This window comes from Paeniglutamicibacter psychrophenolicus (genome assembly GCF_017876575.1).
In the GTDB taxonomy this organism is placed as follows: domain Bacteria; phylum Actinomycetota; class Actinomycetes; order Actinomycetales; family Micrococcaceae; genus Paeniglutamicibacter; species Paeniglutamicibacter psychrophenolicus.
On the sequence record NZ_JAGIOE010000001.1, the window covers coordinates 4,655,323 to 4,674,983 of the forward strand.

Consider the following 19,661-nt stretch of genomic DNA (forward strand, 5'->3'; position numbering starts at 1 on the left):
GATGGATACGAAGTCCGAAGTTGAACACGTACTGACTGTCGCCTGCCCCGAGCGCCCAGGCATCGTCCATGCGGTGACGGGGTTCCTGCTGGGTGAAGGCCGCGACATCGTCGAGCTCAAGCATTTCGGGGACCGCCGCGCCGGGCAGTTCTTCATGCGCATCGACGTCGCCGGCCCCGACGCCGAGGGCCTGACCGAGCGCATGCGCGGCGGCTTCGAGGCGCTGGCGGCGGAGTACGGCATCACCTGGACGCTGGCGCCAAAGGGCACCAGGAAGCGGGTGCTGATCATGGTCTCCAAGTTCGACCACTGCCTCAACGACCTGCTGCACCGGGCCCGGCTGGGCGAGCTGCCGATCGACGTGGTCGCGGTGGTCTCCAACCACACCGACCACCAGTCCCTGGCGCAGTGGCACAACGTGCCGTTCTTCCACGTGCCTGTCACCCCGGAGACCAAGCCGGAAGCCGAGGCGCGGCTGCTGGAGTTGATCGACCAGTTCGACGTGGAGCTGGTGGTCCTGGCCCGCTACATGCAGGTGCTCAGCGACGAGCTCAGCGCCAGGCTCAGCGGCATGACCATCAACATCCACCACTCGTTCCTGCCCAGCTTCAAGGGGGCCAAGCCGTACCACCAGGCCTGGGACCGCGGGGTCAAGACCGTGGGCGCGACCGCGCACTACGTCAACGCCGAGCTCGACGAGGGCCCGATCATTTCCCAGCAGGTCCAGGACGTCGACCACACCTACTCCCCCGCGGACCTGGTGGCGGCCGGGCGCGACACCGAATGCAAGGCGCTGTCCAACGCGGTGAAGTGGCATTGCGAGGGCCGGGTGTTCCTCTACGGCAACCGCACCGTGGTGCTGCGCTAGCGCCATGCCTTTTCGGCCTCGGGCCGGCGGGATCCCTTCCGGGGTTCCGCCGGCCCGATTTTTTGTGCCGGGAGTCCGGCCGGGTCCGGGATGTGAGTCGCGATCAAACACCTTGCGCTATACCCCTATGGGGTATAGCTTGGTGGCATGAGCAGCCACCAACACCTCCCAGGCACAACGAGCGACGAATCCCCGGCGCACCCGCACCAGGAACACGACCACGCGGCGATGAACCTCGGCAACCATGAAGGTCACGGCGGCCACGAGGGGCACGTTGCGGTCTTCCGGAACCTTTTCTGGATCATGCTTGCCATCTCCCTGCCGGTGTTGGCCTTCAACTCCATGTTCACCATGCTCATCGGCGTATCCCTGCCCGAAAACGCCTGGATCCCCTGGGTGTCCCCGCTCCTGGGCACCGTGATGTACCTCTGGGGCGGGCGCCCCTTCCTGACCGGGGCTCGCGACGAGCTGACGGCCCGCAAGCCGGGCATGATGCTGCTCATCTCGCTGGGCCTCACCGTCGCCTTCCTCGCTTCCTGGGGCGCAAGCCTGGGAATCCTGGACCACGGCCTGGACTTCTGGTGGGAGCTCGCGTTGCTGGTGGTCATCATGCTGCTGGGCCACTGGATCGAGATGCGCTCGCTGGCCCAAACCACCTCCGCCCTCGACGCCCTGGCCGCGCTACTGCCCGACACCGCCGAACGGCTGACGGGCGATACCTTCGAACAGGTGGCCCCGGCCGACCTGGAATTGGGCGACGTGGTGATCGTGCGCCCCGGCGGGCGGGTCCCTGCCGACGGCATGGTCACCGAGGGCACCGCCGAAATGGACGAATCCATGATCACCGGCGAATCCCGGACCGTGTCCCGCGGTCCCGGCGCCCATGTGGTGGCAGGAACCGTCTCCACCGACACGGCCATCCGCGTGAAGGTCACCGCAATCGGCGCCGACACCGTCCTGGCCGGCATCCAGCGGCTGGTCTCCGACGCGCAGGCCTCCAGCTCGAGGGCACAGCGCATCGCCGACACCGCGGCCGGCTGGCTGTTCTGGTTCGCCCTGGGCGCCGCCGCCATCACCGCCACCATCTGGTCGCTGCTGGGCGATCCGGATGCGGCGGTCGTGCGCACCATCACGGTGCTGGTCATTGCCTGCCCGCACGCCCTGGGGTTGGCCATCCCGCTGGTGGTTTCCATTGCCACCGAGCGGGCCGCCGCCGGCGGGGTGCTGATCAAGGACCGCTTGGCCCTCGAGGGCATGCGCCAGGTGACCTCTGTGCTCTTCGACAAGACCGGCACCCTGACCGTTGGCAAGCCCGTCGTCACCGCAGTGGCCACGGTACCCGGGCACTCCGAAAACCAGATTCTCGCCCTGGCCGCCTCGGCCGAATCCGACAGCGAACACCCGCTGGCCAGGGCCATCGTGCGTGCCGCGGCCGACCGCTCGCTGCAGCTTTCGCCATCCACCGGTTTCCGCTCGGCCGCGGCCGAGGGCGTGCAGGCCACCGTCGACGGCATCGCCGTCGGGGTCGGCGGCCCGCACATGCTGGCCAACCACGCGCTGGCGCCGCTGGCTGCCAGCGAGGCCTGGAAGGCCGACGGGTCCACCATCCTGCACGTGGTCGCCGAGGGGCGGGTCATCGGGGCACTCGCCCTGAGCGACGAGATCCGCCCAGGGTCCCGCATGGCCGTGGACGCGCTGCACGCCCGGGGCCTCGAGGTCGTCATGATCACCGGCGACGCGGCCGCGGTGGCCGAATCCGTGGGCAGGGAGCTGGGCATCGACAGGGTCTTTGCCGGCGTCCGGCCCGAGAACAAGGCGGCCAAGGTCGCCGCCCTGCAGGCCGAGGGCCGCAAGGTCGCCATGGTCGGGGACGGCGTCAACGACGCCCCGGCGCTCGCCCAGGCCGATGTGGGAATCGCGATCGGCGCGGGCACCGACGTGGCCATCGCCTCGGCCGGGGTCATCCTGGCCAGCGACGATCCGCGCTCGGTCATCTCGGTGATGGACCTCTCGAGCGCCAGCTACCGGAAGATGAAGCAGAACCTGTGGTGGGCCGCCGGGTACAACCTGGTCTCGGTTCCGCTGGCGGCCGGAGTGCTGGCCGGGGTCGGCTTCATCCTGCCGATGTCCCTCGGCGCGGTGCTGATGTCGGCCTCCACCATCGTGGTGGCGCTGAATGCGCAGCTGCTGCGCCGGCTCGACCTGCGCCCAGGCGCAGCAACCGACACCCGGAACACCTAGGGCCCGCACTGCCCGCGAGTCGGCATCCACCCGCCCTTGACATTGACGCAACGTCAAGCTTTACCGTTGGTTCCATGGAACGCTCGATTCAACAGGTTGCCAAGCTCGCCGGCACCACCAGCCGCACGCTGCGCCACTACGACGACATCGGGCTGCTGCCGCCCAGCCGGATCGGGCACAACGGCTACAGGTATTACGACGAATCCGCGCTCATCCGCCTGCAGCGCATCCTGCTGCTGCGCGAGCTGGGACTGGGCCTGCCACAGATCGCCGACCTCATCGCGGCCGAGGCCAACGAGGCCCAGGCGCTGACGACGCACCTTTCCCTGTTGCGCGCCGAACAGGACCGCCTGGCCCGGCAGATCGCCGCGGTGCAGCACACCATCAATTCACTCCAAGGAAGCGAAAAGCTCATGGCAAAGAACATGTTTGACGGTTTTGACCACACGGTGCACCGGGAAGAGGTGGAGCAACGCTGGGGCAAGAAGACCTACGCCCGCTCCGATTCCTGGTGGCGGGGGCTGGGCAAGGAAGGCCAAGACGTCTGGAAGAGCCGCGTCCGGGAACTTGGCAGGGACTGGATCGACGCGGCCCGGGACCCCGGAACCACCCCGAACTCCCCGCGGGCCCAGGACCTGGCCCGGCGCCATGTCCAGTGGCTCACCGGGATTCCGGGAACCCCCGCCGCCGACTCTCCCGAACACACCAAGGCCTACGTACTGGGACTTGCCGAGATGTACGTGGCCGACGAGCGCTTCGCCGCGAACTACGGCGGAACCGAGGGAGCATCGTTTGTGCGCGATGCCCTAAAGGCCTACGCCAAGACCATGCCGTAGTCTGGCCGCATGGAAAGCCACACGTACACGCTGCAATATGCCGGCCAAGATTTCACGCTCACCGAGGCCGACCACAAGAAACTGTCCAAGATCTACAGTTCGGGGCTGTCCATCAGCAGCGTGTTGTACCGGTTCATTCCTGTGGGAGAGGACGGCGAGGTGGCCATTGCCGTGGGTGCCGGCGCGCAACTCGTGCTCCGGAAAGGCATCCCGGCGTAGGCCATCGGCCCCACACGCCGCACCCGCGTGAGACGGTGCGGATGCGGCGGCGGGGGGTCCCAAACCACAGGTGCGTCGGCGCGAACATCTTCAGCAGCGCCTGCAGCACCACGACGTTCGGGCCCCGAAATGCCGGCGCACGCGCCGTCGAACCAGGACTCCGGCGGTCCCCACGCTAGCTGATGAGGGATTCCAAGGCACCTGAAGACACCGCACGCGCCGCACGCCTGGTTCCCGCAGGTCGGAAAAATAGGTCTGGCCATGGCCGGGATGCAATGTCATCATTGAACCCGACCGTCCGCTACCCCAAGGCATGGCCGAAACGTCGATAGCTTGACCCTGCGGGAGGTTGGAAGCAATGACAAGTGACAAACGCCGGCGGCAGCTGGGCGACAACGCGGCCCCGGTGGAAGAGGAAATCGAGGAGTCCTTCGATCGAATCGTCGAAGACGGCGCCCAACGCCTGGCCCGCTCCTGGACGACGATGCTGGTCACCGGGACTTTCGGCGGACTGGAAGTCGGCGTCGGCGTGATGGCATACCTCGCGGTCATGCACGAAACACACAACCACCTGTTGGCCGGGTTGGCCTTCGGCATCGGCATGGTTGCCCTGCTGCTGGCAAAGAGCGAGTTGTTCACCGAGGGATTCCTGGTGCCGATCGCCGCGGTCGCCGCCAAGGAGGCCAGCGTCGGCCAGCTGATCAAGCTGTGGGGCTCAACCCTGGTGATGAACCTCGTCGGCGGATGGGTCTTCATGTGGATTGTGGTGAAGGCCTTTCCCCAATGGAGGCCCGAGCTGGAAGACGCGGCCCGGTACTTCGTGGAGGCCGGGTTCACCTGGCAGTCGATCTGCCTGGCCATCCTTGCCGGCAGCACCATCACGCTGATGACGCGAATGCAACAAGGCACCGACTCCGACGTGGCGAAAATGGCGGTGGCCATGGCCGATGGCTTCATCCTCGTCGGACTGCAGCTGTTCCACTCGGTGCTGGATTCGCTACTCATATTCGGGGCCATCCATGCAGGGGTCCCCATCGGATACGAGGATTGGCTGGGCTGGTTTGGCTACACGGTGCTGTTCAACATGGTCGGCGGCCTGCTACTGGTCACGACTCTGCGGTTGGTGCGCAACAAGGACCTGATTCGCGAACGCCGGGAGGATGCGCCGGAAGATCCGGACGCCGCCCGGTAAAGGTGCCACGAGCCGCCCCCCTGGCGTCTCGGCGCAAACGCCCGCAGACGGGACAAGCGACCCGGTTCCATGAATGAACCGGGCCCCCTTGTCCCTGTAGACGGCCGGCTTCCGGCCGGCTAGAGGTGCGTTGGCGCGAACATCTTCAGCAGCGTCTGCACCACCACGACGTTGGGTCCCTGCGCGGCGAATGACTCCTCGAGCGCCTCGCGCACGTTCTCCGGCTCCACCAGTCGGGCCGGGATCCCGAAGGACTGCGCCAGCGCCACGAAGTCCGGGCGGGCGAGCTCGGTGGCCGTGGCCTTCCCGAAGGTGCCCTCCATGTACTCGCGCAGGATCCCGTAGCCGCCGTCATCGACGATCAGCCAGGTGACCGGCGCGTTGTGCTGCTTCGCGGTGGCCAGCTCGGCGATCGAGTACATGGCCGAACCGTCGCCGGAGACCGCCAGCACGCGCTCGCCCAACCCCAGCGCCCCGCCGATGGCGGAGGGGAAGCCGAAGCCCAGGCCGCCGGCGCCCTGCGCGGAGTGGAATTCCCCGTCCCGCGCATCCCAGCAGCTCCAGCCCCAGTAGGCGGAGATGGTCATGTCCCAGAAGGTCTGCATGTCATCGGGCACAGCGGCACGGATGTCTGCCATGAACGTGCGTTCCTTGGCCAGGTCCTGCGAGTCCAGGCGTGCCACGACCTTGGCCAGGGTGTCGGCAACGACCCCTTCGGGCCCCTGCCCGTGCCAGTCGGCCTCGGTCCCGCCCTCGACCTTGCCCAGGGCCTCGCCCAGGTATTCGAGCGCGGCCTTCGCGTCGGCCCGGATGCCCAATGCGGGACGGTTGGATTCGAGCACGCGCGGCTCGGCGTCGATCTGGATCAGGTGCCCGCGCGGTTCCAGGGTGAAGTAGTTGCTGGTGACCTCGCCCAGGGCGGAGCCCACCACGATCAGCACATCCGCGTCCTCGAGGATTTCGGTGACGTGCCGGTCCTCGACCCAGGACTGCAGGGACAGCGGGTGGTTCCAGGGGAAGGCGCCGTTGCCGCCGGGCGAACAAACCACCGGCGCGCGCAGCGTTTCGGCCACCGCCAGCAGCGCATCCTGTGCCCCGGCCCGGCGCACCCCGCCGCCGGCCACGATGACCGGGCGGGCCGCCTTGGCCAGCCAGCGGACCGCCTCGTCGATGAGCTCCACGCGCGGCGGGTGCTCGTACGCCTCGGCCAGTGCATCAACCACCGGCGGGACAAAGACCTCGGCCAGCAGGACGTCCTGCGGGACCTCGACCCAGACCGGTCCCTGCGGCACGGTGATGGCGTCCGCCCAGGCGTCCTGGATCGCCGAGGGGATGCCCGAGGCGTGGTGCACGGTGCGCTGGGACTTGGTGACGTTTGCGGCCGAGGCCTTTTGGTCGTCGAGCTGGTGCAGCATGCCCTTGCGGCGGGCGCCGAGCCCGTCCAGCGGGATCTGGCTGGCCACCACGACCATCGGCACACTCGTGGCATAGGCTTCCTGCAGCCCGGCCAGCGAGGTCAGCGCACCGGGGCCGGTGGACAGGAAGAGCACCCCGACCTCGCCGGTGGCCCGGGCATAGCCGTCGGCGGCAAAGGCGGAGTTGTTTTCCACGCGGGACGAGACGAAATGCAGCTTCGAGCGCGAGAGTGCGTCGAACAGGCCCAGGGCGTGCTGGCCGGGGATGCCGAAGACCGTGTGGGCGCCGAGCGCCTCGAGGGTCTCGATGACCAGGTCCCCGCCGTTGCGCGTGCCCACCTCGGCGATGTCGTCCGGGCTCATGCCTGGGCCGCTTTCTTGTCGTTGGCGCGCTTGTCGGCGATCAGCGAGATCAGGTCGTAGGCGACGTGCGAGGCGGCGACGCCGGTCATTTCGGCGTGGTCGTAGGCCGGGGCGACCTCGACGATGTCCGCGCCGACGATGTTCATGCCGCGCAGCCCGCGGATGATTTCGAGCAGTTCGCGGCTGGTGATGCCGCCGGCTTCGGGGGTTCCGGTGCCCGGGGCGTGGGCCGGGTCCAGCACGTCGATATCCACCGAGATGTACAGCGGGCGGTTGCCGATGCGGTCGCGGAGCTTGTCCACGATCTCGCGCACGCCCTGGTAGTAGACATCCGAGCTGGTCACGATGCCGAAGCCGAAGCGCTTGTCGTCCTCGAGGTCCTTCTTGCCGTAGAGCGGGCCGCGGGTGCCCACGTGGGAGATGGCCTCGGTGTCGAGGATGCCCTCCTCCACGGCGCGGCGGAAGGGTGTTCCGTGGGTGTATTCGGCGCCGAAGTAGGTGTCCCAGGTGTCCAGGTGCGCGTCGAAGTGCAGCATGGCCACGGGGTTTCCCGCGCGTTCGGCGGCGGCGCGCAGCAGCGGCAGGGCGATGGTGTGGTCCCCGCCCAGGGTCACCAGGGTGGAACCGTCCGCGGTGAGATCCAGCGCATTTTGCTGGATGGTCTCGATGGCTTCGTTGATGTTGAACGGGTTCACCGCCATGTCCCCGGCGTCCGCGACCTGGGTCAGCGCGAACGGCGAGACATTCAGGGCCGGGTTGTACGGGCGGATCAGTCGCGAGGACTCGCGGATGTGGGTGGAACCGAAGCGCGCGCCGGGCCGGTAGGAGACCCCGGAGTCAAACGGCACCCCGACGACCTTGATGTCCGCGGAGGGCACCTGGTCGATGCGCGGGAGCCTGGCATAGGTCCCCAGTCCGGCGAAGCGCGGAATCTTGGAGGCATCGATGGGCCCGATGTTTCCGTTGTCTTCAATGCGGATTTCTTCCACGATCTTCTCCCTCAGGGGTTTCCGGCAGTACCCACCGCCGGCCACGTCTTGTTGCTCAATATGAAACAACCGTTGCCCTGTATGCTATTTGTGGCGCGGCTTACAGTCAAGGCTCCCGCGCGAAACCTTGCGCTACATCTCCTGTTCGAGCATGGCCCGCAGCGCCGCCACGTGCCCCACGTAGGCCCTGCGACCCTCCACGGTCAGTGCGACCCTGACATGGCTCCGGCCGCCCTTGGCGAAGCGCTCGACATGGGCATAGCGGGCATCAACCAGCGCCTTGAGGTGCTTGCTCAGCACCGAGTCTGCAACACCGAGCGCATCGCGCAGCTGGGCAAATTCGGCCCACTGCACCGGGGCCAGGGAAGCGCAGATGCGCAGGCGCACCGGTGCATGGATCAGTTCGTCAAACGCGGCAGGATTAGATGGGTCGCTCACTGGCGTCCTCGAGTCGGTTCCTGATCGCGGAATTGCGCATGCGGGACATGGCGTACCAACAGATGGCAAACACAACGATCCACTTGGCGGCAACTTCCCACCACGACCCTGGCACCCAGAACCGGCCGGCCTGCATGACGAGCATGAGCAGGAACGCGTACAACATGTAGGGCCCGGAATGGCTCAGGATGGGGCGCGGCTTGGGCCGTGCGCGCATAGCGAGCAAGTACCACGCAAGCAGGGGCGCACCGAGTGACCCGACACCCAAGAGGATCGGCCACGAAGCGACTCCGAGCAGCGCCATGACGGTCGACATGACCAGCACCAGGGCCAGCATGAATCCGCGGGGAGCCTCGGTGGAGTGCACCATGGCACCGGAGGCGCCGTCGACCTCGGCGAGCGCCTCGCGCGGGTCGATGCCGGCGGGCCAGGTTTTTTCGTCGGACATGCACGTCCCCACTTTCCGTTACGGAAAGTCTTGTCTTTCCATCACGGAAAGTCAAAGGTCAGGATGCCGGTTTGGGCTTCCGCGGTCTTGCGAATGAGGCAAACAGGGCGCGGTCGGCCCCGTAGATGCAAATGGAAATGCCCGCGGACAAGGCCAGTGCCTTGATGATGATCTCTTGCGGGTTTGCCGGCAGGAGCATCACCTGGACGGGTCCCACGAGGAAAACCAGCAAGACCATCCACAACAGGTACGAAAGGGACACCGGCGGCTCGAGGGCCTCGGGATGATATTGCCTGCGCATGATCGTGGCCACGGTGATGAAGACAATGATCAGGGCCAGGGCGATGGCCCCGGGAATCACGAACTCCCTGTAGGCGCGCAACAACGTCAAGGTAACGCCCATTGCCCCGCCCACCAACATGGCCAGCCACCAAGGTGCCCAGAGCCGCTTGGGTCGCCAAGGAACCGCAGCGGAATCTTCGGGCAGGGAACTCACAAGCAATGTCCTTAAACGAGCGGGCGCGAACCAGGAAACGACTTCCTTGCGTATCCCGCTACAAAATGGTTGCTTTTCGCCAGCTAAATGTCAAAGTAGACCCTGTCAGCTATGTCACTAAAAGCACTTGTCCCAAGGTATATCCAGTGATGCGCAACCAGGAGTAGGGTTCACACTCGTGAAGAAAACAACGGGCCCCAAATACCCCGCCCAGCCCCCGCGCCGAGCGGGCGGGACGAAGCACATTGCAGCATGGCTCAAGGACACCGACATCGGCCAGGAACACCCCCATGAGGTTGCCGCCAAGCCGGCCGGACACCGCTGGTGGCAGGTCATGTGCCTTTCGGGCCTGGACTACTTCTCGACCCTGGGCTACCAGCCGGCCATCGCTGCCCTAGCCGCCGGCGCCCTGGCCCCGCTGGCCACCCTCATGCTCGTGGCGGTCACCCTGGGTGCAGCGCTTCCGGTGTACCGCCGCGTGGCCAACGAATCCCCGCACGGGCAGGGGTCCATCTCGATGCTCGAACGCCTGCTGCCGCACTGGAAGGGCAAGCTGTTCGTGCTGGTGCTGCTGGGCTTCGCCGCAACCGACTTCATGATCACCATCACGCTTTCCTCGGCCGACGCCTCGGCACACATCATCGAGAACCCCTTCACTCCCGATTGGTTCAACGGGCAGCAAATCATCATCACGCTCGTGCTGATCCTGCTGCTCGGGGCCTTGTTCCTGCGCGGCTTCCACGAGGTCATTTGGCTGGCCGTAGGGCTGGTGGCCACCTACCTGCTGCTGAACGTCGTGGTGATCGCGGTGGCCGTGGCCTCCCTTGTCGCCGACCCGGCGCCCGTGGACCACTGGTGGCTGAACCTCACGGCCACCCATTCAAGCCCGTGGATGATGATCGCGATCTCGCTGATCGTGTTCCCCAAGCTGGCGCTGGGCCTGTCGGGCTTCGAAACCGGCGTGGCCGTGATGCCGCAGATCAGGCACACCCCCGGGGACACCGAGGAGAACCCGCGCGGTCGCATTGCCGGGGCCCGGAAGCTGCTGCTCACCGCCGCACTGACCATGAGCGTGTTCCTGGTGTTCTCCTCGGTGGTCACCACCTTGCTGATTCCCGCCCCGGAGTTCCAGCCCGGGGGCGACGCCAACGGCCGGGCCCTCTCGTTCCTGGCCCACGCGATGCTCGGCGACGGGTTCGGCAGCATCTACGACCTGTCCACCATCCTGATCCTGTGGTTCGCCGGGGCCTCGGCCCTGGCCGGCATGCTCAACCTGATCCCCCGGTACCTGCCGCGCTTTGGCATGGCGCCCGAGTGGGCCCGGGCCATCCGCCCGCTGGTGCTGGTGCTCATCGGCATCGCCGTGGTCATCACCATCGCCTTCGAGGCCAGCGTCGATGCCCAGGGTGCCGCCTACGCGACCGGCGTGCTGGTGCTCATGGCCTCCGCCGCGGTGGCCGTGACCATCTCCGCCAAGCGCCAGGGCCAGCGGTGGCGGGCCATCGGGTTCGGCATCGTGTCGGTCATCTTCGTCTACACCACCGCGGCCAACGTCGTCGAGCGCCCCGACGGCATCCGGATCGCGGCGTTCTTCATCGCCGGCATCATCGCCGTCTCGCTGATTTCCCGCTTCCGCCGCTCCACGGAACTGCGGGCGACTTCGGTGACCCTGGATGCAGCGGCCCTGGAGATCGTCAAGACCTCCACCGAGGATTCGATGGTGCGGATCATCGCCCACGAACCGGTGCGCCTCTCGGCCGCCCGCTACAGGCACAAGCTTGCCCACGCCAAGATGGCCAGCCACCTGCCCGAGGAGGCCCGGGTGCTCTTCATCGAGATCAAGGTCTCCGACTTCTCGGACTTCGCCCAAGACATCAAGGTTTGCGGGATCACCCGGCACGGCTACAAGATCCTGCAGGCAGAGGCCCCCTCGATCCCCACCGCGATTGCCGCGATCTGCCTGGAAATCCGCGATGTGACAGGAGTGATGCCGCACATCTACTTCCGCTGGACCGAGGGGAACCCGGTGCGCAACCTGCTGCGCTTCCTGTTCCTGGGCCAAGGCGAGATCGCGCCGCTGACCCGCGAGGTGCTGCGCGAGGCCGAGCCGTCGATCGCCCGGCGGCCCTGGGTGCACGTGGGCTAGCGCCCGGAAGTACGCCCTGGGATTGCATGGTTGCTGTCGTTCGTCGTGGAGTCTTGCATGCCTGTTTCGGAAAAAATGCCGTCCCGAGAGCGCGGGCGCGTCCTGCTGGTCGGGCTGTCCGCGATCTACCTGGTCCTGCTCGCCTGGCTAGTGCTGTGGAAGCTCGAGGTCCCCTACATCGGCGCCGGCGCGTTGCGCCAGGTCAAGTTGGTCCCGTTCGCCGCCGGTTCCGGGTTCGGCGCCAGCCCACCCTTCGAGGTCGTCGCGAACTTCGTGCTTTTTGTCCCCTTCGGCCTGTACCTTGGGCTGTTTGCGCCGTCCCTGCGGTGGTGGAAAGCCGCGGGCGTGGCGGCCGGAGCGAGCCTTGCCCTGGAAATCGCCCAGTACGTCATGTCCCTGGGGAGCTCGGGTGCCACCGACCTCGTCGTCAACACCGCCGGGGGCCCGGCCGGGATCGGCATGCTCGCCCTGGCGCACCGCCGGTTGCGGGCCAGGACCTCCCTGATCATGACTCGGGTCTGCTCGATCGGGACAGTGTTCGCACTGCTTTTGGCCGGGATCTTCGTTGCTTCCCCGCTGCGCTATGCGCCACCGCGGGATGTCGCGGGGGCATCCTTCCCGCCGGCCGGGGACCACACCAGGGGAATTGATCGGGCCTTCCCGCGTGCCGCGCCCATGGGGCTTGGCAACTTGTCCTAGCGCGAAGCGGCCGGCACCAGGGTCCAGGTCACCACGGCTTCCTCGCCCGTGGGGTTGAGCCAGCTGTGCGGCTCCCTGCCCGGGAAGGTCACGGTGTCCCCCGCATCCAGGTCGAAGCGTTCGTTGGCGAAGATCAGGACGAAGCGCCCGGAGAGCACGTGGAGCACCTCGACCTCGCAATCCACCGCGTAGAGCTCCTTTTCGCCCTCGCCGTGCGGGGCGATGACCGCGCGAATGACCTGCAGGCGCCGCTCGGAGCGGGCCGTCACCAATTGCTCGACGATGCCCTCGCCTCCCAGCGAGATCCGGGGGGCCTCGGCGAGGCGCACCACGTGGGTGTCCGGAGCCGTGAACAACTCGCCGACCTCCATCGAGAGCACCTGGCACAGGGTCACCAGCGAGGCAACCGAGGGGCTGGTCAGGTCGCGTTCCACCCGGGAAAGGAAGCCCTTGGTCAAGCCCGTGGAGTCGGCAACCTGGTCGATGGTCAGTCGCTGGGCGTGCCGGGCCGCACGGATCCGCGAACCGATGGCCAACGCGGCACTGCTGGGTTCGACGGGCAGGGCTTTCATGGGCAAGGTTCTCCAGGGGTGCTCAAAGAAATATTTGGTCTGTCCAGCTTAGGGCAATTGACGTGTAAGGCATCTCACATTAGCCTATGAGACAACAAATGTTTACTAACAGGCATCACCTGATGGTTGTTGGCCCCGCTCCCGAAGCAAAGGCACCCCCTTCATGGAATTCATCAATGGCACCATCGTCGCCGTCTACCTGGCGGCCATGCTCATCTTCGGCTGGTGGGGCAAATCGCGCACCAAGAACAGCAGCGACTACCTCGTCGCCGGCCGCCGGTTGGGACCTTTCCTCTACACCGGGACCATGGCCGCGGTCGTTTTGGGCGGCGCGTCCACCGTGGGCGGCGTGGGACTTGGCTACAAGTTCGGCGTCTCCGGCATGTGGCTGGTCGTGGCGATCGGCACCGGAGTCATCCTGCTCTCGCTGCTCTTCGCGCCGACGCTGCAGCGACTGAAGATCTTCACGGTCTCGCAGATGCTCACCCTGCGCTACGGCAGCAAGTCGGCAACCAACACCTCGGGCGTCGTCATGCTCGCCTACACGCTGATGCTCTGCGCCACCTCCACCAGCGCCTACGCGACGATCTTCGTGGTCCTCTTCGGCTGGGAACGCTGGATGGCCATCGCCATTGGCGGGGTCATCGTGGTCATCTACTCCACCATCGGCGGCATGTGGTCGATCACCCTGGCCGACCAGGTGCAGTTCGTCATCAAGACCGTGGGCATCTTCTTCCTGATGCTTCCCTTCGCATTGAACGCAGCCGGCGGCATGTCCGGGATCCGTGAGCGCGTCGGCGCCGAGTTCTTCACCTGGGACGGCATCGGCGTCCAGACCATCATCACCTACTTCGTGGTCTACACCCTGGGCCTGCTCATCGGCCAGGACATCTGGCAGCGCGTCTTCACCGCCAAGACCCCGACCGTGGCCCGCTGGGGCGGCACCACCGCCGGCATCTACTGCGTGCTCTACGGCGCAGCGGGCGCGGTCATCGGCTTGGCCGCCCGCGTCGCCCTTCCGGAGATCGACGTGGCCAACCTCGGCAAGGACGTCGTCTACGCCGAGGTTGCCACCCAGCTTTTGCCCGTCGCGATCGGCGGACTGGTGCTGGCCGCGGCCGTCGCCGCGATGATGTCCACCGCCTCGGGCGCGCTGATTGCCGCGGCCACCGTTGCCCGCACCGACGTCACCCCGTTCGTGGCCAGCTGGTTCGGCAAGCAGATGCACGTGAACACCAACGAGAACCCGGAGCACGACGTGCGCGCCAACCGCATCTGGGTGTTGCTGCTGGGCGTGGTCGCCATCGTGCTGGCCATCATGGTCTCCGACGTGGTCGCGGCCCTGACCATCGCCTACGACATCCTGGTCGGCGGCCTGCTGGTGGCCATCATCGGCGGGCTCATCTGGAAGCGCGGCAACGGGTTGGGCGCCGCCGCCTCCATGGCCGCCGGAACCATCGTCACGCTGGGCACCATGATCACCCTGGAGATCCAGGCGGAGAACCGCTTCGACGGCATCTACGCCAACGAGCCGATCTACTTCGGCCTTGTCGCCTCGGCACTGGTCTACGTGGTGGTCTCGCTGCTGACCCGGCCCACCGAGCCCTCCGTCATCACCAACTGGAACGCGCGGGTCGCCGGGCAGGGCGACACCGAGGGCGTGGACCTCTCCGAGGTTTCCGGACGCTAGGTCCCTTCGGCACCGCACCACCGATGGCCCCCTCTGGCGCACCGCGCCGGAGGGGGCCATTCCCAACCGGCCCCCGCGCTCCTAGGCTGGGCCCATGGACGATTTCAAGGACCACCTGGCGACGTACCTGAACAACTCCCGCCAAGCCATGCTCTGGAAGGCCGAGGGGCTCGGCGACAAGGAGCTGACACGGCCCATGGTGCCCACGGGCACCAGCATCCTGGGCCTGATCCAGCACCTCGGGTTCGTGGAGTACGGATACTTCGTCCAATGCCTCGGCTTCAGCATCGCGGACGAGCACTACGCGGCGCTGGAGGCCGATGCGGATGACAGCGCGGACATGTGGGTTTCGGCCGATGTCCCGTGCGCCGAGGTCCTGGCCTTCTACCGGCGGGCCATCGAGGCTGCGAACCGCAACATCGCCGCGCTGTCCCTGGACGCCCCGGCAACCGTTCCGTGGTGGCCCGGGGAACGGCGCCACACCACCCTCGGGCGGCTGATGCTGCACATGAACGTGGAAACCGCGCGCCATGCGGGGCACGCCGACATCCTGCGCGAGCTCATCGACGGGTCCACCGGGATGCGCCGGGACAACGACAACATGCCGCCGTATGACGACATTGCGTGGAACGAACTACACGAAAAGATCCTGCGCGCCTCCGAATCGCGGTAATGTGGGACCCAGCTTCACGAGACGCGTCGGCAAGCTCCGACTAAGACGCGCACCAACCCCAGGTTCATGGGTGGTTCGGATGAAGAAGCGGCCGCGGTCCATTTGGCCCCGGCAAGAGCTAGCGAAAGGCCGTCCCGTCCCGCCATGGCACCTTCCATCCCCGTCCTGCCCCTGCTCGATGTGCACCGCTCGGTCCTCGAACTTCGCATCCACGGCACCTGGCTGCGCTTCCACGTCGCGGAGGCCGAAGCCCTCGCCGCGGACCTGGCCAACGCGGTCGCCTCCCCGCGCTGGAACCCCGACGCCCGGGCACTGGTGGTGCGCATCCCGAAGGCCGGTTGCGCCACTGGCCAGACCCGGATTTTTAGCCTCAGCGAATTCTCCCGGACCCTTCCGAACGCTACACTCGTGGGTTGAAGGGGAGTAGTTCCCAGACCCGCCGGCAGCGGCGGGACAGCGGTGCGTCGACATACTGGTTACAACGTCGTAACCCGGCAATCCACCCAGGGCCAGAGGCGGCAACGCCTGGTCCGGGCGAACGAGACCTTCGGTCCACACACTGGTGGCCCGAGGTCCAACGCACCCAAGAAACAATCCCGCTGGGCCTCCCCATCGCATGGCCTCCCGAGGCCGTGAACGCCCACACGAGGATGAGAGCATGACGCCGCAAGCGCCGACCCCCACCCCAGCCCAGATCAAACGCTGGCGCAAGTACCTGGCCGACGAAGTCGCCGAGGGCGCGGTCTACCGCGAACTGGCCAACAAGCGCCAAGGCGAGGAACGCGCGGTCCTCCTGGGACTGGCCGAGGCCGAAACCCGCCACGAGGAACACTGGCGCACGCTGCTGGGCGAACATGCCGGCAAGGCCATGAGCCCCTCGATCCGCCGCACCATGCTCCGCTTCCTGGCCCGGCACTTCGGCTCGGTCTTCGTGCTGGCCCTGGCCCAGCGCGCCGAGGGCAACTCCCCCTATGCCGGGGACACCGACGCCAGCCGCCAGATGGCCGCCGACGAATTGGTCCACGAGGAGGTCGTGCGCGGCCTGGCCACCCGGGGCCGCAACCAGCTTTCGGGCAACTTCCGCGCCGCGGTCTTTGGCGCCAACGACGGCCTGGTCTCGAACCTCGCCCTGGTCATGGGCATCGGCGCGACCGGGGTGGCCACCTCGATGGTGCTCTTTTCCGGCATTGCCGGACTGCTCGCCGGCGCCCTGTCGATGGCCGCCGGCGAGTACGTCTCGGTGCGCTCGCAGCGCGAGCTGCTCTCCGCGTCCAAGCCCACCCAGGTGACCCTGGCCGCCGCCCCGGACCTGGATTTGGACGCCAACGAGCTGGTGCTGGTCTACAAGGCCCGAGGCATGAGCGACGAGGACGCGGCCCACCGTGCCGCCGAACGCATGGGCATCTACTCCTGCGACTGCAACCCCTCGCTGTCGCTTCAGCCCGAACTGGCCGACATCGCCGAGGCGCAGGAACACGAGGAAATCGGCTCGGCCATGGGAGCTGCCTCCTCGTCGTTCTGCTTCTTTGCCTCCGGCGCGGTGATCCCGATCCTGCCGTTCATCTTCGGCATGGGCGGAACCCCTGCCATCATGCTCTCCGCGCTGTTGGTGGGCATCGCCCTGCTGCTCACCGGGGGCGTGGTCGGCCTGCTCTCCGGTGCTTCCCCGACCAAGCGCGGGCTGCGCCAGCTGGCCATCGGCCTGGGCGCCGCGGGCGTCACCTACGCCCTGGGGCTGCTCTTCGGTGGATCCGTGGCCTAGCGGTTTCCCCGCAAAATCCATGTCAGGGCGCTGCCATCCCCCAAGGTCGGGGATCTGGCGGCGCCCTTTCCTCCCGGTTGCCCAGCGAAGGGGCATTTGTACGGAGGAGAAATCGTCCACAACAGGACTCGAATATATTTTCTAAATTCCTTGAGAAACTGTTCCATTTCCCGATTCCCGGTTCTACAATGGAGACATGGCAACGACGTCATCGAGCGGCATCCCTTCAGCCGGCACCGCCACAGGTGGAGCCGGGAAGGACCTGGGCTACGAAACGTTGCTGGCCGACGGTGCGGATATGGATGCACTGGTTGCCGAGCATCTGGCCCACACCGGCACCGAGGGGATCCTGTCCCTGGCCGCCGCCGTGAACGCGGCCCCGGTGCTGACCGGCACCCATGACGCGGTGGCCGCAGTTGGCGCCCTGGAGACCTTGAAATGCGCCGCCACGGCGAAGCAGGCCGACCACAGTGTCGCCTACCAAGACTGCCTGGTTGCCGATCGGAAGCGCGCCGGGATCAGGGAGAAGAACCCCGCCTGGGGCTCCAGCGGGGACGTTGCCCTGGCCCTGCACCTGTCCCCGACGGGCGGGACCAATCGCACCAACGACTTCCGGCTCCTTGCCGAAGACCTGCCCCGCTGCCACCAGGGGCTTCGCCAGGGCATCTTGACCTGGGACCAGGTACACGTGGTCATCAGCGGCACCCGGAACCTCAAGATCGAAAACCGCAGAATGCTCGATTCCCTGCTGTGGGAGGACACCCACACCTGCTTCGTGGAAGGGATTGCGACGCTGCGTGACTTGGTCGAATACTGGGCCCTCATCCTGGAACCGGAAACGGCCGAAAAGAAGGAAGAAGACGCTGCCGACAAGCGGTATGCCAGCGGCTACCAGCTGAATGAAAACACCGTGCGGATCGTCGGCGAATTTCCGCTGGACCAGGGCATCCCCATCCTGCAGGTGCTCAACCGCGAAATGGAACGTCCCCGGGAGCCCGGGGACGAGCGCACCAATGCCCAGGTCGCGGCTGACACCGTCTTCGAAGCGCTTACCGACACCAAGGCCACCGGCTCCAGGCCCGTGGCGCTGTTCCTGATCATGGAGCCGGAGAGCCTTACCGGGGACAGCGACGAGCCGGCACTGATCCCGGGCCACGGCTACATCAGCGCCGCCAGGGCACGCTCGCTGGTGGCTGGCGACCCCGAGCACCCGCTGAACACCTGGTACCGGCGCCTCTACGCCGCCCCGGAAACCGGCAAGCTTGTCGCCATGGACTCCGCGGCCCGACGCTTTGCCGGAAACCTCAAGCGCTTCATCAGCCTCCGCGACCAACGCTGCCGCACCCCGCATTGCAACGGCCGCATCCAGGAACTCGACCACATCGTGCAGGTGCGCCGCAACGGCAAGACCACCGAGAACAATGCCTCGGGTCGATGCAAGACGTGCAACCGGACCAAGGAAGCGCCCGGCTGGCACGAGGAACCGCTGTCCGGTCAGGGCCGGCACTCCTTCAAGATCACCACCCCCAGCGGCCACAGCTATATCTCCACGGCTCCGCCACTGCGGCCCGGCACCGGCATGAACCGGCCACCCCAGCGGAAATAGCCGCCCGCCGCAACGCGCGGGAAACCCACACCCTTGCACCACCGGGGATGCATCCACGCATCCCCGGCACACCCATGCGCCCAGGGGGTGCAGGAGACCGTCAACCAGTCGGCGGGCGTCCTACAACCCCAGCAGGAAGTCGATTGACGCGCGGACATCGGTCTTGGCAGCGGCGCCGTCAAAGGCCGATTCGAGCACAGCATCCTGTTCCATGACATACCAGCCCTTGTATCCGGCTTCCTTGAGCAGGCCGACAATCTGTCCGATCTCGCAGTCGCCCTGGCCCAACGGAACAAACATGCCGTTCTTGACGGCCTGCACGAATCCCAGCTCGCCGCTTGCCACCTTGGCGGCAATCTCGGAGCGCACGTCCTTGAGGTGGGCGATGCCCACGCGCGAGGCGTGCAGGCGCACCAAGTCCAGCGGGTTGGTGCCTCCGACCAGCAAGTGGCCGGTGTCCAGGCAGATCTGCGCCGCGGTGGTTTCCAGCAGGCGTTGCACGCTGGCTGCGGATTCGACCATGGTGCCCACATGGGGGTGCAACACGGCAAGGATCCCGGCTTCCGCGGCCAGGTCCACCACTGCCTGGAGGTTGCGCCCGAACACCTCCCACTGGCTTTCGTCCATTTCGTGGTGGGCCTCGTAGTCGCCGGTCCCGGCGTCGGCGGCCAGCACCAGCACCGATGCCCCTGCGACGGAGAACGCCTTCAACTCAGCCTCGACCAGCGGCAACGGATCAACGGCCTGGTCGTGGAGCACAACCGGCAGGAAGCCTCCCACGGCTTTCATGCCGTACCCCTCGAGGTGCGCGGCGCGGGCGGAGGGTTCGGTCGGCAGGAAGCCCAGCGGCCCGAATTCGGTGGCCTTGATGCCAAGTTCCCGCATGTCCCCCAGGACCTGTTCTGGGCTTAGCTGCACTCCCCAGTCGGCGGCCTCGCATACGCCCCAGGAAATCGGGGCGGCTGCGAGCTGGTTGGCGATGGTGGTGCTCATGGATGGAAGTCCTTA

The 19,661-nt window shown here is 66.8% G+C and carries 19 protein-coding genes and 1 riboswitch; of the genes, 12 read left to right on the forward strand and 7 right to left on the reverse strand.

What is annotated here, in order from left to right:
- Position 1 precedes the first annotated feature (1 nt).
- From purU to JOF46_RS20940, 5 genes are all read left to right on the forward strand, one after another.
- A complete protein-coding gene (purU, locus tag JOF46_RS20920; protein WP_209911037.1) occupies positions 2-868 on the forward strand; it encodes a formyltetrahydrofolate deformylase in 867 nt (288 codons plus the stop codon).
- A 147-nt stretch (positions 869-1,015) separates the two neighbouring features.
- Entirely contained in the window at positions 1,016-3,109 is a 2,094-nt protein-coding gene (locus JOF46_RS20925; RefSeq protein ID WP_209911040.1) for a heavy metal translocating P-type ATPase, read from the forward strand.
- Between the two features lie 74 nt (positions 3,110-3,183).
- Entirely contained in the window at positions 3,184-3,945 is a 762-nt protein-coding gene (locus JOF46_RS20930) for a MerR family transcriptional regulator (protein ID WP_209911043.1), read from the forward strand.
- 9 nt (positions 3,946-3,954) lie between these two features.
- A complete protein-coding gene (locus tag JOF46_RS20935; RefSeq protein WP_209911045.1) occupies positions 3,955-4,164 on the forward strand; it encodes a hypothetical protein in 210 nt (69 codons plus the stop codon).
- Between the two features lie 358 nt (positions 4,165-4,522).
- Positions 4,523-5,356 (forward strand): formate/nitrite transporter family protein, encoded by an 834-nt coding sequence (locus JOF46_RS20940; RefSeq protein WP_209911047.1) that lies wholly within the window; start codon positions 4,523-4,525, stop codon positions 5,354-5,356.
- Positions 5,357-5,475: 119 nt separating this feature from the next.
- Here the strand turns inward: JOF46_RS20940 and JOF46_RS20945 are convergent, their stop codons facing one another.
- From JOF46_RS20945 to JOF46_RS20965, 5 genes are all read right to left on the reverse strand, one after another.
- Positions 5,476-7,134, reverse strand: a complete 1,659-nt coding sequence (locus JOF46_RS20945) for a thiamine pyrophosphate-binding protein (protein ID WP_209911049.1) — start codon at positions 7,132-7,134, stop codon at positions 5,476-5,478.
- A complete protein-coding gene (gene speB / locus JOF46_RS20950; RefSeq protein ID WP_209911052.1) occupies positions 7,131-8,123 on the reverse strand; it encodes an agmatinase in 993 nt (330 codons plus the stop codon). The genes JOF46_RS20945 and speB overlap by 4 nt, the downstream gene beginning before the upstream one ends.
- Positions 8,124-8,255: 132 nt before the next feature.
- Entirely contained in the window at positions 8,256-8,561 is a 306-nt protein-coding gene (locus tag JOF46_RS20955) for a transcriptional regulator (protein ID WP_209911054.1), read from the reverse strand.
- The gene (locus JOF46_RS20960) at positions 8,545-9,009 is read right to left on the reverse strand and encodes a hypothetical protein (protein ID WP_209911058.1); all 465 of its coding nucleotides are present in this window, start codon (positions 9,007-9,009) and stop codon (positions 8,545-8,547) included. The genes JOF46_RS20955 and JOF46_RS20960 overlap by 17 nt, the downstream gene beginning before the upstream one ends.
- Before the next feature lie 58 nt (positions 9,010-9,067).
- A complete protein-coding gene (locus JOF46_RS20965; RefSeq protein WP_245348215.1) occupies positions 9,068-9,412 on the reverse strand; it encodes a hypothetical protein in 345 nt (114 codons plus the stop codon).
- Between the two features lie 427 nt (positions 9,413-9,839).
- Here JOF46_RS20965 and JOF46_RS20970 point away from each other — a divergent pair, with 427 nt between their 5' ends.
- Positions 9,840-11,651 carry an APC family permease gene (locus tag JOF46_RS20970; protein WP_209912103.1) on the forward strand — a complete coding sequence of 604 codons (1,812 nt, stop codon included), beginning with the start codon at positions 9,840-9,842 and terminating at the stop codon, positions 11,649-11,651.
- Between the two features lie 57 nt (positions 11,652-11,708).
- Positions 11,709-12,350: a VanZ family protein gene (locus tag JOF46_RS20975; protein ID WP_209911064.1), complete on the forward strand. Its 642-nt coding sequence runs from the start codon at positions 11,709-11,711 to the stop codon at positions 12,348-12,350.
- On the opposite strand, the gene JOF46_RS20980 is transcribed toward JOF46_RS20975, so the two are convergent.
- Positions 12,347-12,922, reverse strand: coding sequence for a helix-turn-helix domain-containing protein (locus JOF46_RS20980; protein ID WP_113762740.1), 576 nt, complete (start codon positions 12,920-12,922; stop codon positions 12,347-12,349). The two genes, JOF46_RS20975 and JOF46_RS20980, sit on opposite strands and share 4 nt — an antisense overlap.
- A gap of 163 nt (positions 12,923-13,085) precedes the next feature.
- On the opposite strand from JOF46_RS20980, the gene JOF46_RS20985 reads away from it, so the two are divergent.
- The 5 genes from JOF46_RS20985 to JOF46_RS21005 all read left to right on the forward strand — a co-directional run bounded on the left by JOF46_RS20985 (position 13,086) and on the right by JOF46_RS21005 (position 18,653).
- Positions 13,086-14,612: a sodium:solute symporter family protein gene (locus JOF46_RS20985; RefSeq protein ID WP_209911066.1), complete on the forward strand. Its 1,527-nt coding sequence runs from the start codon at positions 13,086-13,088 to the stop codon at positions 14,610-14,612.
- A 94-nt stretch (positions 14,613-14,706) separates the two neighbouring features.
- Positions 14,707-15,285 carry a DinB family protein gene (locus tag JOF46_RS20990; RefSeq protein WP_209911070.1) on the forward strand — a complete coding sequence of 193 codons (579 nt, stop codon included), beginning with the start codon at positions 14,707-14,709 and terminating at the stop codon, positions 15,283-15,285.
- A 12-nt stretch (positions 15,286-15,297) separates the two neighbouring features.
- Positions 15,298-15,409, forward strand: a riboswitch (SAM riboswitch).
- A 20-nt stretch (positions 15,410-15,429) separates the two neighbouring features.
- Entirely contained in the window at positions 15,430-15,702 is a 273-nt protein-coding gene (locus JOF46_RS20995) for a hypothetical protein (protein WP_209911073.1), read from the forward strand.
- A 241-nt stretch (positions 15,703-15,943) separates the two neighbouring features.
- A complete protein-coding gene (locus tag JOF46_RS21000) occupies positions 15,944-17,047 on the forward strand; it encodes a VIT1/CCC1 transporter family protein (RefSeq protein WP_209911076.1) in 1,104 nt (367 codons plus the stop codon).
- A gap of 196 nt (positions 17,048-17,243) precedes the next feature.
- Positions 17,244-18,653 (forward strand): DUF222 domain-containing protein, encoded by a 1,410-nt coding sequence (locus tag JOF46_RS21005; protein ID WP_209911078.1) that lies wholly within the window; start codon positions 17,244-17,246, stop codon positions 18,651-18,653.
- 120 nt (positions 18,654-18,773) lie between these two features.
- Here the strand turns inward: JOF46_RS21005 and JOF46_RS21010 are convergent, their stop codons facing one another.
- The gene (locus JOF46_RS21010; RefSeq protein ID WP_209911081.1) at positions 18,774-19,646 is read right to left on the reverse strand and encodes a sugar phosphate isomerase/epimerase family protein; all 873 of its coding nucleotides are present in this window, start codon (positions 19,644-19,646) and stop codon (positions 18,774-18,776) included.
- Between the last annotated feature and the right edge of the window lie 15 nt (positions 19,647-19,661).

Coding starts and splice junctions, on each gene's coding strand:
- purU (WP_209911037.1), top strand. CDS start 2: ATGGATACGAAGTCCGAAGTTGAACACGTACTGACTGTCGCCTGCCCC.
- JOF46_RS20925 (WP_209911040.1), top strand. CDS start 1,016: ATGAGCAGCCACCAACACCTCCCAGGCACAACGAGCGACGAATCCCCG.
- JOF46_RS20930 (WP_209911043.1), top strand. CDS start 3,184: ATGGAACGCTCGATTCAACAGGTTGCCAAGCTCGCCGGCACCACCAGC.
- JOF46_RS20935 (WP_209911045.1), top strand. CDS start 3,955: ATGGAAAGCCACACGTACACGCTGCAATATGCCGGCCAAGATTTCACG.
- JOF46_RS20940 (WP_209911047.1), top strand. CDS start 4,523: ATGACAAGTGACAAACGCCGGCGGCAGCTGGGCGACAACGCGGCCCCG.
- JOF46_RS20945 (WP_209911049.1), bottom strand. CDS start 7,134: ATGAGCCCGGACGACATCGCCGAGGTGGGCACGCGCAACGGCGGGGAC.
- JOF46_RS20960 (WP_209911058.1), bottom strand. CDS start 9,009: ATGTCCGACGAAAAAACCTGGCCCGCCGGCATCGACCCGCGCGAGGCG.
- JOF46_RS20965 (WP_245348215.1), bottom strand. CDS start 9,412: ATGGGCGTTACCTTGACGTTGTTGCGCGCCTACAGGGAGTTCGTGATT.
- JOF46_RS20970 (WP_209912103.1), top strand. CDS start 9,840: ATGTGCCTTTCGGGCCTGGACTACTTCTCGACCCTGGGCTACCAGCCG.
- JOF46_RS20975 (WP_209911064.1), top strand. CDS start 11,709: ATGCCTGTTTCGGAAAAAATGCCGTCCCGAGAGCGCGGGCGCGTCCTG.
- JOF46_RS20980 (WP_113762740.1), bottom strand. CDS start 12,922: ATGAAAGCCCTGCCCGTCGAACCCAGCAGTGCCGCGTTGGCCATCGGT.
- JOF46_RS20985 (WP_209911066.1), top strand. CDS start 13,086: ATGGAATTCATCAATGGCACCATCGTCGCCGTCTACCTGGCGGCCATG.
- JOF46_RS20990 (WP_209911070.1), top strand. CDS start 14,707: ATGGACGATTTCAAGGACCACCTGGCGACGTACCTGAACAACTCCCGC.
- JOF46_RS20995 (WP_209911073.1), top strand. CDS start 15,430: ATGGCACCTTCCATCCCCGTCCTGCCCCTGCTCGATGTGCACCGCTCG.
- JOF46_RS21000 (WP_209911076.1), top strand. CDS start 15,944: ATGACGCCGCAAGCGCCGACCCCCACCCCAGCCCAGATCAAACGCTGG.
- JOF46_RS21005 (WP_209911078.1), top strand. CDS start 17,244: ATGGCAACGACGTCATCGAGCGGCATCCCTTCAGCCGGCACCGCCACA.
- JOF46_RS21010 (WP_209911081.1), bottom strand. CDS start 19,646: ATGAGCACCACCATCGCCAACCAGCTCGCAGCCGCCCCGATTTCCTGG.